This window comes from Candidatus Koribacter versatilis Ellin345 (assembly GCF_000014005.1).
Classification (GTDB): domain Bacteria; phylum Acidobacteriota; class Terriglobia; order Terriglobales; family Acidobacteriaceae; genus Korobacter; species Korobacter versatilis_A.
Map to the genome: position 1 here is coordinate 744,783 of NC_008009.1, position 15,595 is coordinate 760,377.

Consider the following 15,595-nt stretch of genomic DNA (forward strand, 5'->3'; position numbering starts at 1 on the left):
CTTTTGCTTAGAAACCGTCAATGCCGGTAATGTGTTGCCCGATGATCAGCGTGTGTACATCGTGCGTGCCCTCGTAGGTTTTCACCGATTCGAGGTTCATCATGTGGCGGAAGACCGGGTACTCATCGGCGATGCCGTTGCCACCGAGAATGTCGCGCGCCATGCGAGCGCACTCCAGGGCCATCCACACGTTGTTACGCTTCGCCATGGAGATGTGCTGGTGACCGGCCTTGCCTTGATCTTTCAGGCGGCCGACCTGCAACGCGAGCAACTGCGCCTTGGTGATCTCGGTGATCATCCATACCAGCTTCTCCTGCACCAGCTGGTGGCCGGCGATCGGCATATCGTGGAACTGCTTGCGGAATTGCGCGTATTGCAGCGCGCAATCGTAGCAGGCCATCGCCGCGCCAATGGCGCCCCAGGCGATGCCGTAGCGCGCCTGGTTCAGGCACATCAGCGGAGACTTCAGGCCATCGGACTTGGGAAGTAAGTTCTCGGCGGGAATGCGGACGTCTTGCAGCGAGAGGCTCGACGTGACCGAAGCGCGCAGTGACCACTTGCCGTGAACATCCTTGGCGACGAAGCCGGGACGATCGGTTTCGACGAGGAAACCGCGGACGCGGCCGCCTTCGTCTTCCACCTTCGCCCAGATCACGGCGACGTCGGCGATCGAGCCTGAGGTGATCCACATCTTCTCGCCGCTAATGATGTAATCGTTGCCTTCTTTGCGGGCGCGAGTGCGCATGGCGCTTGGGTTTGATCCGGCGTCGGGCTCAGTGAGGCCGAAGCAGCCGAGCTTTTCGCCTTTGGCCATCGCGGGTAGCCACTTGTCTTTTTGTGCGTCGCTGCCGAAGGTGTAGATCGGGTACATCACCAGTGCCGATTGCACGCTAACGAAGGAACGTACGCCGCTGTCGCCGCGCTCCAGTTCCTGGGTCATCAGGCCGTATTCCACGTTGCCCATCTCAGCGCAACCGTAACCCTTGAGGTTGGCGCCAAAGAAGCCAAGCTCGCCCATCGGCTGGATGAGCTCCTTGGGGAAGCGGCCGTCGCGATTGCATTGCTCGATGATGGGGATGAGGTTTTCTTCGATGAAGCGGCGGGTGTTGTCGCGAACCAGGCGCTCGTCGTCGGTGAGGAGCGTGTCGAGCTCGATGTAATCAACACCCTTGAATTTAATGGCCATGCGATCTCACTTTTCTTGAACGTACGGAGGGCGCGCGGGGGCCGAGGTAGAAAGGTCGGTCCGGCGCTGTTCAGGGAACTAATGAGGATACAAGGGCGGAATGAGGAGGGTCAAACGAGGTTAGTTATTGGTAACACATATGTTACCATTGTCACGATGATCTCCGTAACAATACCGGGACATCGGGACGGCCATCCAGCATTGGACGGACTACAGTCTAGGAAGACGTAACAACATGCCATTGACCCGCGCATTCAAGGAAACCGTAATGGCGCGCGTGAAAAGCGATCGCCAGTTTCGACATTCGCTGCTCCGCGAGGGCGTGGAGTGCCTATTAAGCGGCGATCTGGATGCCGGAAAGCTCGTTCTTCGCGATTTCATCAAAGCTACGGTGGGTTTTTCTGCTCTCTCCAAGGCGGTCAAGATTCCGGAGAAGAGCCTGATTCGTATGTTTGGGCCTTCTGGAAATCCGCAGGCGAAAAAGCTGTTCCGGGTCGTGGCATTTCTTCAGCGCGGAGAAGGAATTCGCTTCGAAGTAAAGCCTCGCAAAGCCGCTTAAAACTGAACCGGGGTCTGGAATTTTTCGTACCTTCTGTTGCGATGCGCACATTGCTTGTCTTTGCATCCTTGTTGGTTTCGGCAGGATTGTTTGCTGCCGAACCCATCCACCGTCTCGATGGCGGCACCATCTCGCCGGAACAGATTGATGCCACCGTCACGCGCTTGATGAAAGCCGCGGAAGTTCCGGGCTTGGGCGTGGCTGTGATCGACGATGGCAAGGTCGTCTACCTGAAGGGCTATGGATTTCGTGACGTGGAAAAGAAGCTGCCATACACGCCTGACACTGTCGCGTATGCTGCCTCGTTCACGAAGTCGGCATTCGCGTACATGGTGTTGCAACTGGTGGATGAGCGTTCGCTCGACTTGGATCGGCCTGTTTATGGGTATCTACCGAAGCCGCTACTGGAGTATGACGACTACAAAGATCTTGCCGGCGACGAGCGCTGGAAAAAGATCACTGCTCGCATGCTGCTGAGCCACACCAGTGGGCTGCCGAACCTGCGCAGGTTCGAGGACGATCAGAAAGTTCACATTCACTTCGAGCCTGGTTCGCGTTACGCGTATTCGGGTGAAGGCCTCAAGCTATTGCAACTCGTGATCGAAACCATTGCCAAGCAGCCATTGCAACAACTGATGGAGAAACGCGTTTTCGAGCCGTTTGGCATGACGCGAACTTCGATGGTTTGGAACGCGGAGTTCGAAGACAATTTTGCCAACGGCTACGATGAGAATGGACGAAACCTCGGGCCCGATCGTAGGAAGAGCGCAGGCGCGGCGGGGTCGATGGTGACGACCATTCGTGACTTCAGCCGGTTCCTGCAATTGGTAATGCATGGCGACCGGCTTTCGCCAAAGATGCATTCCGAAATGCTCAAAGCGCAGGTTCGTATTCATGCACAGCACGAGTTCCCGACGTTTGAGAACAAGGCGACGCACGCCAATGACGCTATCCGGTTGAGCTACGGTTTGGGTTGGGGTTTGTACTGGTCGCCGTATGGCGAGGCCTTCTTCAAAGAGGGTCACGACGACGGCTGGCGCAACTACACAGTGGCCTTTTCCGACTCCGGCAAGGGCATGATCATTATGACGAACAGCGGGAATGGTGAAGGAATCTTCAAGGAGCTACTTGAAGCGGTCCTGAAGGACTCTTTTACGCCGATCGAGTGGGAGGGCTACACACCGTATCAGCAACTGCCACCGCGGCAGTCGAAATAGCTATTCTTCTCGTCGCCAATGCAGCTTCACCAGGGCGCGGAGGCGCGTCTCTTCGTCGCGAGACAATTCTTCTGCTGATTTGTAGTGCAAGCCGCGCAGGAAATTTCCTTCATCTTCGGTCAAGCGGAACAGCTTGATCTCCCGGGCGCGCTGAAGCAGGTCTTCCAGTTCACGAAGGCGTTGTTCTTGCATGGTCTTTTGTGATGGTGCCCCACATTCTACTGCGGAAGGTCGAATTCGCAATAGCTAAGGATGATCAAAACGGAGCAGGTGCCCGGGCAGCACGAATGCGCCTTCGAGGTTTGGGGGCATCATGCCGGTCCAGTTTACGCAACGACGATTGATCAGGCGCACCTCACTCGACAGCTCGGACCATTGGCCTTCTTTTTCTTCGCGGATGGTCATTGCGAAAAGGTCTTCGCGTTTGGGCTCACCCTCTTTCCATGAGAACAGCGAGGCCTCGAGACCTTCGCTCAGCGACTCATTCGGAAGGACGCACAGGATCCATTCGTGGATCGCATCCATTGCGTAGGCGCCCGGAGTCACGCCCGAGATGCATTTCCTGAGGGCCGCGCCGTATTCGTGCGCGACTTTCTGCACGGAATCATCAGTCGAATCATCGATGATCAGCACCTGGTCACAGGGACGAAGCGTTTCGAGCAGGCGTCCGAGGCGTGGGGCGTCGTTGCGAGTGTGAACGATGGCGCTGATTTTTGGCATTTCGGAGCAGGATAGCTGCTGAGGGATTGGAGGGCAAATCTGGCGACAAGGTTGTAGAGAAGCCGGGCTGTGAAATTTCCGCAGCCCGGCCCGAATCGCTAATTGGTGCTGGTTTCGTTCCAAAGGAACGCGAGGTCGTCGGCGATATCCGAAACCTCCTGGGTTACCGAGACGCCGGCGCTATGGCCGCTGACGGTTTGGTAATGCATAAGGATGGGGCGATCACTGGCGTTGTCATGCTGAACCAGGGCTGCCATCTTGCGCGCATGGAGCGGATCTACGCGCGTATCACTGTCGCCGGTGGTGAACATGACGGCGGGGAACTTCATGCCCGGCTTCACGTTGTGGTACGGAGAGTACTTCAGCAGATAGGGGAACTGCTCGGCGTTGTCGGAAGAGCCATATTCGCTCGTCCACCACTTGCCGACGAGGAAATTCTGGAAGCGGATCATATCGAGCAGTGGGTAGCCGCACGAGATGGCGCCGAAGAGCTCCGGATGTTGGGTCATCGCCGCGCCCATGAGCAGGCCACCGTTGGAGCCGCCGCGTGCCGCGAGGTGCTGGGCGTCGGTGTACTTTTCGTTAATCAGGTATTGGGCTGCCGCGAAGTAGTCGTCGAAGACGTTTTGTTTGTGCTCGAACATGCCGGCCTGGTGCCACTTTTCGCCGTACTCGCCGCCACCGCGCAGGTTGGGCTGCGCGTAGATGCCACCTTGCTCCATCCACCACGCGATTCGCGGGCTCCATACTGGCGTAAGGTTCACCAGGAAACCGCCGTAGGCATAGAGCAGCGCCGGTGTTTTGCCGTCGCGCTTGGCGCCTTTCTTAGAAGCGATGAACATCGGGACCTTGGTGCCGTCTTTCGACGTGTAGAAGACTTGTTTCAACTCGAAGTCGTCCGCATTGAATGGAACGTTGGGCCGGGCGAAGACTTCCGTCGCGCCGGTCTTCACGTCGTAGTGGTAAATCGTTGGCGGGCTGATGAACGATTGGAAGCTGTAAAACGCGTGATCGGAATTCTCGCGTCCGGACATATCGCTCGCGGATCCGAGCGTCGGGTATTTGATTTCGCCAGTCTGCTTGCCATCGAGCGCGAAGATGCGGGTTTGCGTAACCACGTCGTGGAGCGACGTGATGAATAGCTTGCCGCCCACGAGCGAGATTCCTGAAATCACATCCTTGCCTTCAGGAACGATGGTCTTCCACTGCTTGGGGTCGGTATCGCCGAAGTGGATCTTGATCACCCGATAGTTGGGTGCCTGGTAGTCGGTGGAAACGTAAAAGTCGTCGCCGATATTCACCGGGTTGAAGCGATTATCAATTCCGTGAATGATCTTCTTTACCGGCGAACTTGGCTGGCGCAGGTCCTTTGCGTAAACGTCCACGCGCTTCGCTGGCACACCCTGCGAGTTGTAGATGAGGAGGTAGCGCTGATTGTCGGTGATGCCCACGCCGATCAGGTCCATCGGTCCGAGTTTCTCGCCCTCAAATTCTTTGCCGAAGATCAACTCGTCGTTGGCCGACGGTGCTCCGAGCTTGTGGTAGTAAACGATTGAGCCCTGATCGTTGACCTTGGAGTAGTAGATGCCCTGCTTGTCAGGACTCAACGAGATGCCGAAGTAACGCGCGCTCGGCAGCGAATCCGCCAGGTCCTGCTTCTTCGCGACGTCGAGGATGTGTACGGCCTCTTCGTCGGCGCCGCCTGCACGATCGCCGTAGACAAGCAACGAGCCGTCCTGCGAGATGTCGTCAATTGTGACGGAAGTGTTCTGATCCGCGCTCATTTTGTTTGCGTCCACAAGGAGCTGATCCTGGCCGTGAATGCCGTCTCGCACGTAGATGGAAGATTGGTTCTCTTCCGGAAGGCGTTTCATGAAGAAGTACTTGCCGCCGCGCTCCGCTGGGGTTGAGTATTCTTCGACCTTGATCAATTTCGAGAGCCTTTCCGCGATCTCAGGCCGGATTTTGACCTGCGAGAGATAGCTCTCGGTGTACTTCATCTGCGTGTCGATCCACGCGCGCGTATCGGGGCTCTTGGCGTCTTCGAGCCAGCGATAGTTGTCAGTAATTGATACCCCGTGGATCATCTCAGCCACGGGTTTGATTTCGGTTGCGGGCGGAGGAGGAAGCGTAATCCCGTTTCCACCTTTTACCTGGGCGGGTTTGTCAGCGGCGTAGAGACACATTGCAAGTAGGACGATCGCAAGTAAGGGCTTCATAGGCGCAATCGTTTTAGCACTTCGTTCATGGAAGTGCAAAGCAATCGTCCCATTGAGCAGGCGACTCCTACTGTTCGCGCAGCACGTGCATTGGATCGGTTCGCGAGGCACGCCATGCTGGAACGATCGCGGCAAGTGCTGCAACGCCGAGCACGAGTGCAATTACGCCGGCGAACGTCACGGCATCGAGGGCCGAGACACCAAAGAGCATGCCGCGGAGTATGCGCCCAGCAAAAGCCGCGAGCACCAGGCCGCAGGTGCAGCCGATCATGGTAACCCGCAAGGCTTGCCAGACGTATCGCTTGGTGATTTGTCCGCGGACCGCGCCCAGCGCGAGGCGAAGGCCGATCTCGCGCCGGCGTACCGTAACCGAGTAGCTCAAGGTGCCATACAGCCCCACGCATGCGAGAGAAACTGCAGTGAGTGCGAAGAGACTCAGCAGGATGGTACGCAAGCGGTTCTCGGAGTAGGCGTCGCTGAGGTGATCTTCGAGAGTGCTGATGTCGAAGACGGCGCGGTTTGGCTCAATGTTTCCAAGCGCACGGCGGATGGTCTGGGAGAGCGCCATTGGATCGGAATGGGTGCGGATGAGGAATTCGGGATCGGGATCGGGTGCGGCGATGCACCAGTACACGGTTGGCTGCGCATCCATATTCAACCCGTTCTCACGCGTGTCGGCCACGACGCCGCGGACCATTCCGGTGAGCGCGATGGCGTGGTTCACTCCGAACTGAAGGTGATGGCCCATGGGCGTCGTGCCGCTCATGTAGCGATCGGCGAAGCTGCGATTCACGAGGACGTCCTTAGTGTCCTTGCCCTGTTCGCACGGTGTGCCAGCGAGTACCGGGATGCGCATGGTGGCGAAGTAACCGTCCGAGACGAAGCGATTGGTAGCGAGCGTGGGATGATCGGGGTCTTGCGGTCCCTCGAGAATACGAACATCGCTTTTGTGGTCGTCGGGGACGCCGGGCATGGAAGAACTCGTGGCCGCGCCCTCGACACCAGGGACGGCTCGGATGCCGTCGAGGTCGTGATCAATGCGACGAGCCATGGCTTTCATGTCCACGGTTTCGCCGTAGCCTCCACTAATATGAAGCGTGAGGACGTGCGAGGGATCGAAACCGGCGTCTACACGCGTTAGCGCCTGAAAGCTGCGCAGCAGCAGGCCAGCGCCGAAGAGCAAGGTTACGGCAAGGGCAACCTGCACAGCGACGAGCGTCCATTGCAACGGCTGGCGCGCCGCGACGCTGGTACGGCGGTCGGAGGCTGCGAGGGCTGCGGACAGCCCGCGGGTGGCCCGTAACGCAGGCACAGTACCGCAAAGCAACGTGACCACAATCGCACAGACAAAGGTGTAGCCCACGATTCGCCAATTGAGGGCGATCTCATCCACGCGCGGCAAACTCGCCGCGAGCAGATGGAAGACTCTCGCGGAAGCGGTAGCCAACAGCAAGCCGATAGCCGAACCGATGCAGGCGAGCACGAAGGTTTCGCTGAGCAGTTGTGCCACGATCCGTGCACGCGACGCGCCGAGGGAGAAGCGGACCGATATCTCGTGCTCGCGATCGCTGGTGCGAGCGAGGAAGAGGGCCACGATGTTTGTGCAGGCGATAAGCAGGAGCAAGCTGACGGACCCGAAGATCATCCACAACGAACGCCGTGCAGAGCTGACAGTATCTTCCTTCAGGGGATTCAGGATGACGGCAATGGTTGCATCGGGGTTCGGGAACTGACGCCCGAGTTGTGCCTGGACTGTGGCGAGATCGGCGCGGGCCTGGGTTACGGCGACTCCGGGTTTCATGCGTCCAATCACGGTGAACCAAGTGGCATCGCGGCTCTGCGCATAGGTGAAGTCGGGCGGGGAGGGGATGAAAATGTCGGCGTCGCGGACAGGGAAGAGAAACGATTGCGGCATTACACCGACGACGGTGGGGGCGGTGCTGCCGATATGGAGTCGCTTGCCGATGACAGAGGGGTCCGCGTGAAAATGGCGCCGCCAATAGCTGTCCGAGAGAATGACTGCGTCGGGGCCGCCGTACTTGAACTCCTCGGAGGTAAAGTCCCGCCCAAGCGCGGGAGCGACACCGAAGACCTGAATGAATCGTGGCGCAACGAACGCGCGCATGACTTTCTCAGGCAGGCTGCCGGACAATTCGGAACCCGGCTCGGTATAGTACCCGGTCATGGCTTCGAACGTTGCATTCATGCGATTCCAGTCTTCGAGCCGCGCGGGAGACACGAAGGTGACCGGGTGGTGCATGTTGGTCATCTTCTGCTGGAGGAGCATCAGTCGGTCGCCGTTGGGATAGGGAAGCGGGCTGAGCAGTATCGCATTGATGGCGGAAAATACCGCGCTATTGGCGCCGATCGCGAGTGCAAGCGTAACGACGACGGTGAGCGAGAAGCCTGGCGCTCTGCGGATCAACCGAAGTCCCGATCTGAAATTGCGAACGATGGTCTCCAGCAAAGCGCTGCTGTGCACTTCTCGCAGTTGCTGCGCCGTCTGTTCCTTGCCGCCCAGTTCGATCATCGCCCGTCGGTGCGCCTCATCCTGAGAGAGGCCTTGCGCTACGAGCTCACGCGTACGTTCGTCGACGTGGAACTTGAGTTCAAGATCGAACTCTGCTTCGTTTTGATGGCGGTAAAAAAAACTCATCGCTGACTCCTACTCCGCGCTCTGCAATATGAGCGCAATGGCCGCCGACATTCGCGCCCACGTCTTCTCTTCTTCCGCGAGTTGTTTGCGACCCTTCGCGGAAAGCTTGTAGAACTTCGCCGGACGCCCGGTTTCGCTCTCTTCCCAACTTGCGGTGAGCCAGCCGCGCTTTTCCAGGCGATGCAGCGCAGGATAGAGCGAGCCCTGCTGGACTTGCAGGACTTCCTTGGATACCTGGCGGATTCGCTGCGCGATGCCGTAGCCGTGGAGCGGGCCAAGGGCGAGAACTTTCAGGACGAGGAGATCGAGTGTGCCTTGAAGAAGATCGTCAGCCATAGTCAGACATTCTACATAGGAAGAATGTCTAGGTATTAGAGCGCCGTGTAGTGGTGGAAGTCAACGGCGTTCGTCCCGGGTGGGATGGGTGGAGACAAGGGTCCTTCGACTTCGCGTGCTTGCGCACGCTTCGCTCAGGATGACAGGGCAAGAAACTATGGCGGGGTAGACACAAAAATGGCGCCGGGGGAAACACCGTACCCCGGCGCACTGGGGAAATGCGCGGCCTATTGGTCGCGCAAGGTCTTCATCGGGTCGAGGCGAGCGGCGCGCCACGCGGGCGCGGTGCTGGCAACGACGGCGACCACAAGCAAAATTCCTGTGACAGTGAGGAGCGTGACCGGATCGAGCGGCTTGATGGTGTAGAGCATGCTGCTCAAGTAGCGCGTCAACACCAGCGAGAGTCCCATGCCGAGCACAAGTCCTACCAGTGCTAAGCCCAAGCCGTGTTTCAAAATGAGGTTCACTACATCACGGCGACGCGCACCGAGCGCCATGCGGACACCGATCTCAAGTGTGCGTTGCGCCACCATGTAGCTGAGCACGGCGTAAAGACCGATGGCGGAGAGCAGGAGCGCGAGCGCGGCGAAGCAGGTCAGCAACATGGACTGGAAGCGCGGCTGCGAGGCATTCTTCGAAATAAGGTCGTCGTAAGTATGCACGTCGTAGACGGGCACGTTGCGGTCCATGGCCGCGACTTCGGAGCGCACGGCATTGGTAATCTGCGTGGGATCGCCGGAGGTTCGGATGACGAAGATCGGCGGGCCCACGATGGCCTGCGTATGCGGCAGGTAGTACTCGGGTCGAGTTTCGACGGTGAGGCCCTGGCGCTTGATGTCGCCGACCACGCCGACAACTTCACGCCACACGCTGTCGGTGTAACCATCGCCGAGCCCGGGCTTCACATGCTTGCCGATTGGGTCTTCGTTGGGAAAATACTTCTTGGCGAAGCTCTCGGTGAGGATGATGACTTTGGTCGACGTGCGCGTGTCGGTCTCGAGGAACTCGCGTCCGCGCTTAACTGGGATACCGATTGTTTTGAAGAAGCCGGGCGTTGCGATGCTGACGATCTCGGACGGCTCGTCGGCTTTGGGGACAGGATGACCTTCGATCTCGAACGATATGCTCATCATGCTTCCGGTCAACGGGAGCGGCCACCCTGCTGCAACTGACTGGACCCCGGGCAAGGCTTGCAGCCGCGGGATCAACTGCTGAAAAAAACTTACGTTTTTATCCCCCGGGTAGCGATTGTCGGGAAGGTCCACGCTGGCGAGCAACACATGGCGTGCATCGAAGCCGGGATCGACATGCATCACCCGCACAAAACTGCGAATGAGCAGGCCTGAACCGACGAGCAGCACCAGACCGATCGCGGTTTCCGCGATGACGAGTGCTCCGTGCAGATGATGCTGCTGGCGCCCGGCGCTCGAAGTGCGGGTACCGTCGCGCAGTGAGGCTGAAGGATCGAGACGCGAGATACGCATCGCGGGAAGCACCCCGAAGAGTACGCCCGTGATCACCGAGATCACGATCGCAAATGCGAAAACGCGATAGTCGGTGCCGACCGAATCGAGGCGTGGAATATCGGAGGGCACGAAGCGCAGCAGCAGGCGGAGTAACGCCATGGAGAGAAGGAGTCCGGCGATGCCGCCGCAGATACCGATGAAGACTGATTCCACCATGACCTGGCGCACGATCTGCATCCGTGTGGCGCCAAGTGCCGAGCGCACTGCTATTTCAGAGCGTCGGCGCGAAGCACGGGCGAGCAGTAAGCCCGCAACGTTGGCGCAGGCGATGAGCAATACGAAGATCACGGCGGCGAAGAGCATTCGCAATGGCCCGCGCGTATCGCCGATCATTTGTTCGAGCTGCGGCTTTACGAAGGCGCCGAGGAAATGGGAATTGGTGTCGGGATATTGCGCCGCGAGGTTCTTCACGATCACCGTGAGATCAGCCTGTGCCTGCTCGGTGGAGACGCCGGGCTTCAGCCTTCCGACCATCGAAAGAAAGTGTGCGCCACGCTGCACGGTAACCGGGTGGTCGCCGGTGGAATCGAGGGCATCATCGGCGAGGGTCGTCCAGAGCTGCGCGGCAGGATTCTGCACGGGGAAGTTGAAGTCCGCGGGCATCACGCCGGCGACGGTATAGGAAAGTCCACCGATCGTGATGTTCTTGCCAATGATGTCGGGATCCGATCCGAAGGTGCTCTGCCACAGCGAGTGGCCAAGCATGGCGACGTGCACACCGGGTTTTTCATCGTCGGCGAGGAAATCGCGGCCGCGTTCGGGATGCACACCGAGAGTGCGGAAGAAGTCGGCGCTCACCGTGAATCCGTCCACATGGCGGGCATCACCACGGCCGGTGACGGAGAAGCTGCTGTCGTGATAAGAGGACAGGTACTGGAGCGTCTTATTGCCCTTGCGCAGGTCGAAGTAGTCGGGATAGCTCATGGAGCCGGGCACGAGAGCGGCATCGGCAGTCTTGGCGTTGCGCGGCGTGTGCGCCATCGCCGTCCACACAATTTTGTCCTGCTCGGGGAACGGCAGCGGCCGCAGAAGCACGGCGTTTACCAGGCTGAAGATCGCCGTGGCGGCACCAATGCCGAGCGCAAGCGTGAGGATGGTGGTGATGGCGAAACCAGGGTTCTTGCGCAATTGCCGCGACGCAAAGCGGAGATCCTGCAACAGCGTATGCATTTGAAGCAACTCCTCGTGAACACGGGGGATGAGCGGGGCCGACAATACTCCGGAACTGAGTGGTGCACGTTGCGAGCCGAAGTGCGGGTTCCGAAAGTGTTTGAGACACAGACGGTTAAGTGCCTGCCGAGTGAGCAAGGTGGGACGAGTGCCGTCCGGAAGGAGACTAAGTTGTCCGAAACCGGACAGAGTTGGTGCTATTCGGCGCGCAATGTTTCCGCCGGATGAATGCGCGCGATACGCAGCGTCGGAAGATACGTCGCGCCGAGCGCGATGATCGCGAGGATTCCCAGCACGCCGAACAACGTCACCGGATCGTAGATGCGCACGCCGTAGAGAGCGCTCTTGGTAATGCGCAACGCGAAAGCGGAGAGAACGAGGCCGGCGGCGAGTCCGCACGCTGCGGAGATGAGTCCGGAGCGGCCGATCTCGAGCATGGCCTGGTGGATGGTGGAGCCGAGCGCGATGCGAATGCCGATTTCGCGCGTGCGCTGCAGCACGAGGTTCGAGACGAGAGCGAAGATTCCGATCGCCGAGAGCAAGAGCGCGAGCGCTGCCAGAGTAGTGAGCAGCGTGACTTCCACGCGCTGCATAGTGACGGCTTCTGCGCGGATGTCAGTCATGCGATAGAAACCGGAGAAGGGCAGCGAAGGATCGGCGGAGGCCAGCGCGTGCTGCATCTGCTCGGTAAGGCCGGTCACGGGGCCGCTGGTGCGGACGATCCAACTGGGCTGGAACCAGATGTGAGCGACGGCGATCAGTACGCCCGGCACCTGGGTAGCGGGAACGTATACCGTCGGCTCGACATTCAGAGGCTGATCGGAATCGAAGCCGGGAGCTTTGGCGACATCGGCTACGACCGCGACGACGATGCGTGGTTTATCGGCGCCGAGCTGGCGGCCGGTGGCGTCGGGCTGGTTGAGATACCGACGCGCGAAGGACTGGTTCACGATGACGACGGGCTGGCTGTCGGCGGTGTCGGCTTCGGTAAAGGTGCGGCCCGCGAGCACGGGAATGCGCAAAGTCTCGAAATATTGCGGGGTGACGTAGATGACGGTGGCCGTCGGTTGCTGGCCGGCTTCTTTGCCGTCGGCGATCTTGATGCCGTCATTCAGACCGCGCTCGTAGGGCAGGCTTAGGCCGACGGAGGCGGATTCGGCGCCGGGAATCTGTCGCATCGATGCCAGGCTCTTGCTTAATAGATCTCGAAACTTTGCAGGATCGTGATAGCGCGCGTCATCGAGGGAGAGACGCGCGGCCATCACGTTGTTTGCGTCGAAGCCGGACGGCAGCGTTTCGAGATAGACAAGGGTACGCACGAGCAGGCCGGAAGCGGCGAGCAACACGACCGTGAGTGCGATTTCGCCGGCGATCAATGCCTGACGAACGCGGGTGTGTCCGCCGGCAGAGACGCTGCGGCTGGATCCGGCGGCGATGGCGGCGCGAAGATCGAGGCGTCGCGTTTGCAGCGCGGGCAGCAGCCCGAAGAGCACGCTGGTGGCGATGGTGGCAAGCGCGGTAAAGAGCAGCACGCGGCCATCGAGCGCGATGTTCTGCACCGGCAGCAGGTCTGGCGGAAGCAGCGTGGTCAACGCGCGGAGAGCGCCGAACGCCAGCACAACGCCCGCGCCGCCACCGGCGACGGCAAGCACCAGGCCTTCGGTCCAAAGCTGGCGCAGGATGTCCCACCGCGACGCGCCGAGTGCGAGACGGGTGGCGAACTCAGGTGTGCGGCGCGCGACGCGGACGAGCATCAGCCCGGCAAGGTTCGCGCAGGCGATCATCAGGATGAAAGCCACGGCGCCCATTAGCGCTACGACCGGTCCGCGGAGATCGGCGCTTTGGCCTTGTTGTAGCGGCACGCTGTAGTACGAGACGTGCGAGCCGGGATTGTGCTTCTCGAAGCGGTTGATACGATCAGCCCATGCAGCATTGATTTGCGTGTCGGCTTGCTGCCAGGTGGCGCCTGGACGAAGGCGCACGATCGCGGTGAAGTTGGTGCCGGTGCCCTCGCCATGGCGCGAGGCACGGATTGGCGTGAAGATGTCCGCCGACTGGGGCATGGCGAAGTGCGGCGGCATTACCCCGACGATCGTGGACGGTTCGCCCTTGAGGAGGATGTTGGTGCCGATGACGCGGGGATCGGCGCCGAACGCACTGCGCCAAAGACCGTCGCTGAGGATCGCAGCCTGGGGTCCGCCATCGCGATCCTCGTCTTCGGTAAAGGTGCGGCCCAGGCGTGGCGTGGTGCCCAGCACTTCGAAATAGTGCGCGGAGACGCGGCCGGCGTGGACATATTGCACCGCCGATCCGGCCTTGAGATTGGCCCCTGCCGCGAATTCGCTCTGCACCGCCGCAAGCACGGCGGGAACGTTGTCGCGCAGGAGCTCCCACTTTTCGCCGTCCACACCGGAGCGTTCGTCCTCGGCGTTGCCCGGGCCGGATACGCGGCCGAAGATGGTTCCCAGCCGCTCCGGCTGCGGGTACGGCAGCGGGCGGATGAGCAGCGCGTTGACGACCGAGAAGATCGCGGTATTGGCGCCGATCGAGAGCGCGAGCGTGAAGACCACCGTGATGGCGAAGGCTTTGTTGCGCAGCAACTGGCGGATGGCGAAGCGAACATCGGGCATGGCGGCTCCAGGATGGAGATGTCCTGCCAGGGTTTACGCGGAGGTACCCGCCTTAGTTCCCCGACGAGGCAATTTTCCGGCGGCCTTCAGGGCAGAAAGATCAGATCACGAAGAACCCGGAATACTTTCAGAACCCCGGAACTTACCAGTTGCAATACGAGTTCGCATAGAGGTTGGCCGAAAGATTCCAGCAGAAACCCGAAAACTGCTTCGAGCAGTTCCACGCTCGTAACTACGTCCACCGCGAGCCACAGGTTCCGCAGATCGCGACTGGTTCCGCTAGCCAAACAGCCCCATTTGCGCAGGTTCGTCCGCGACTATGGGACGACGGTCTTCGAATTGCACCCGGTGCGCCGCGAAGCCGTGCTTGCGCTTGAGTGACGACATCAACTGCTGGATCCGTTTGCGGTAGGCGTCGGGCACAAAGGCGTTTTTGCCGTAGCGCTTGCGATAGTTCTCCGCGAGATGCGGGAATTCCTTTTCGAGAAACGGCATGAAGACACTAGCGGAGCATGGCTTCAGGAAAAGCGGGTTGGCGAAGATGGAACGCGCGCCGTGGGCATGGGCGGCGGCGACAAGGGCGTCGAGATCCTTGGCGCTGTCGGTGATGCCGGGCAGCACCGGCGCGCACGAGACGCCACACGGAATACCGGCTTCGTTGAGCAACTTGATCGCGTTGAGCCGCAGGTCGGGGCGTGGCGCCCGTGGTTCGAGGATGCGCGCGAGTTTCGCGTCGAGGGTGGTGATGGTCAGGTTCACCGAGACGTGGTTGTTTTCGGCAACGCGGCGCAGCAGTTCGAGGTCGCGCAGGATGAGTTGCGACTTGGTAATGACGCCGATGTGAAAGCCGCGGTGGAGCGCGAATTCTTCGAGGATGCCGCGCGTGACTTCATAGCGACGCTCGGCGGGCTGATACGGATCGGTGGCGGTGCCGATGGCGATCTCTTCGCCGGGCTTGACTTTGCGCAGGTCGCGGCGGAGCAGGTTCGAGGCCTGCTGCTTGACGAAGATCTTGCGCTCGAACTCGGTGTTGTCGCGCAGCTCCATGAACTCGTGGGTGTAGCGCGCGTAGCAGTATTTGCAGGCGAACTCGCAGCCGCGATATGGATTGATCGTCCAGGTGAAGGGCATGCGCGGCGTGCTGCAGCGGTTGAGCAACGAGCGCGCGGGCAGGGTAAGGTACTCGACCTCGTGGCCGAGGCGAATGCTTTCGCCTTCCGCGGCCAGCTTGGCGATGCCGACGAGCGTGGGCGAGATCGGCCCGGCGCTGCGCGGTTCATAGGCCAGCAACGGAGGTGCGTCGAATTTAGGCAGAGCGGACATGTGGCACATCCAATCCCGGCGGCGAGGCGTCCGGGCGAAACCCCAGGGAGGAG

At 60.1% G+C, this 15,595-nt stretch carries 11 protein-coding genes; 2 read left to right on the plus strand and 9 right to left on the minus strand.

Annotation, left to right across the window (positions count from 1 at the left end):
• Nucleotides 1–7 precede the first annotated feature (7 nt).
• Nucleotides 8–1,186, minus strand: a complete 1,179-nt coding sequence (locus ACID345_RS03115; protein WP_011521417.1) for an acyl-CoA dehydrogenase family protein — start codon at nt 1,184–1,186, stop codon at nt 8–10.
• Between the two features lie 235 nt (nt 1,187–1,421).
• Here ACID345_RS03115 and ACID345_RS03120 point away from each other — a divergent pair, with 235 nt between their 5' ends.
• Together ACID345_RS03120 and ACID345_RS03125 are read left to right on the plus strand one after the other, a co-directional pair.
• Entirely contained in the window at nt 1,422–1,745 is a 324-nt protein-coding gene (locus tag ACID345_RS03120; RefSeq protein WP_011521418.1) for a hypothetical protein, read from the plus strand.
• A gap of 41 nt (nt 1,746–1,786) precedes the next feature.
• Nucleotides 1,787–2,962, plus strand: a complete 1,176-nt coding sequence (locus ACID345_RS03125; RefSeq protein WP_011521419.1) for a serine hydrolase domain-containing protein — start codon at nt 1,787–1,789, stop codon at nt 2,960–2,962.
• On the opposite strand, the gene ACID345_RS03130 is transcribed toward ACID345_RS03125, so the two are convergent.
• The 8 genes from ACID345_RS03130 to ACID345_RS03170 all read right to left on the minus strand — a co-directional run bounded on the left by ACID345_RS03130 (nt 2,963) and on the right by ACID345_RS03170 (nt 15,542).
• Nucleotides 2,963–3,154 (minus strand): hypothetical protein, encoded by a 192-nt coding sequence (locus ACID345_RS03130; protein ID WP_041855392.1) that lies wholly within the window; start codon nt 3,152–3,154, stop codon nt 2,963–2,965.
• Between the two features lie 54 nt (nt 3,155–3,208).
• Nucleotides 3,209–3,682 carry a hypothetical protein gene (locus ACID345_RS03135; protein WP_011521421.1) on the minus strand — a complete coding sequence of 158 codons (474 nt, stop codon included), beginning with the start codon at nt 3,680–3,682 and terminating at the stop codon, nt 3,209–3,211.
• A gap of 98 nt (nt 3,683–3,780) precedes the next feature.
• Nucleotides 3,781–5,901, minus strand: coding sequence for a prolyl oligopeptidase family serine peptidase (locus ACID345_RS03140; RefSeq protein ID WP_041855393.1), 2,121 nt, complete (start codon nt 5,899–5,901; stop codon nt 3,781–3,783).
• A gap of 67 nt (nt 5,902–5,968) precedes the next feature.
• Nucleotides 5,969–8,557 carry an ABC transporter permease gene (locus ACID345_RS03145; RefSeq protein ID WP_011521423.1) on the minus strand — a complete coding sequence of 863 codons (2,589 nt, stop codon included), beginning with the start codon at nt 8,555–8,557 and terminating at the stop codon, nt 5,969–5,971.
• Nucleotides 8,558–8,566: 9 nt separating this feature from the next.
• The gene (locus tag ACID345_RS03150) at nt 8,567–8,893 is read right to left on the minus strand and encodes a PadR family transcriptional regulator (RefSeq protein WP_011521424.1); all 327 of its coding nucleotides are present in this window, start codon (nt 8,891–8,893) and stop codon (nt 8,567–8,569) included.
• Nucleotides 8,894–9,120: 227 nt separating this feature from the next.
• Entirely contained in the window at nt 9,121–11,589 is a 2,469-nt protein-coding gene (locus ACID345_RS03155; protein ID WP_011521425.1) for an ABC transporter permease, read from the minus strand.
• Between the two features lie 197 nt (nt 11,590–11,786).
• On the minus strand, nt 11,787–14,219 hold the full coding sequence (locus tag ACID345_RS03160) for an ABC transporter permease (protein ID WP_011521426.1): 2,433 nt from the start codon (nt 14,217–14,219) through the stop codon (nt 11,787–11,789).
• Between the two features lie 279 nt (nt 14,220–14,498).
• Entirely contained in the window at nt 14,499–15,542 is a 1,044-nt protein-coding gene (locus ACID345_RS03170) for an SPL family radical SAM protein (RefSeq protein ID WP_148210000.1), read from the minus strand.
• Nucleotides 15,543–15,595 lie beyond the last annotated feature (53 nt).

Coding starts and splice junctions, on each gene's coding strand:
- ACID345_RS03160 (WP_011521426.1), bottom strand. CDS start 14,219: ATGCCCGATGTTCGCTTCGCCATCCGCCAGTTGCTGCGCAACAAAGCC.
- ACID345_RS03170 (WP_148210000.1), bottom strand. CDS start 15,542: ATGTCCGCTCTGCCTAAATTCGACGCACCTCCGTTGCTGGCCTATGAA.
- ACID345_RS03130 (WP_041855392.1), bottom strand. CDS start 3,154: ATGCAAGAACAACGCCTTCGTGAACTGGAAGACCTGCTTCAGCGCGCC.
- ACID345_RS03125 (WP_011521419.1), top strand. CDS start 1,787: ATGCGCACATTGCTTGTCTTTGCATCCTTGTTGGTTTCGGCAGGATTG.
- ACID345_RS03140 (WP_041855393.1), bottom strand. CDS start 5,901: ATGAAGCCCTTACTTGCGATCGTCCTACTTGCAATGTGTCTCTACGCC.
- ACID345_RS03135 (WP_011521421.1), bottom strand. CDS start 3,682: ATGCCAAAAATCAGCGCCATCGTTCACACTCGCAACGACGCCCCACGC.
- ACID345_RS03155 (WP_011521425.1), bottom strand. CDS start 11,589: ATGCATACGCTGTTGCAGGATCTCCGCTTTGCGTCGCGGCAATTGCGC.
- ACID345_RS03120 (WP_011521418.1), top strand. CDS start 1,422: ATGCCATTGACCCGCGCATTCAAGGAAACCGTAATGGCGCGCGTGAAA.
- ACID345_RS03150 (WP_011521424.1), bottom strand. CDS start 8,893: ATGGCTGACGATCTTCTTCAAGGCACACTCGATCTCCTCGTCCTGAAA.
- ACID345_RS03145 (WP_011521423.1), bottom strand. CDS start 8,557: ATGAGTTTTTTTTACCGCCATCAAAACGAAGCAGAGTTCGATCTTGAA.
- ACID345_RS03115 (WP_011521417.1), bottom strand. CDS start 1,186: ATGGCCATTAAATTCAAGGGTGTTGATTACATCGAGCTCGACACGCTC.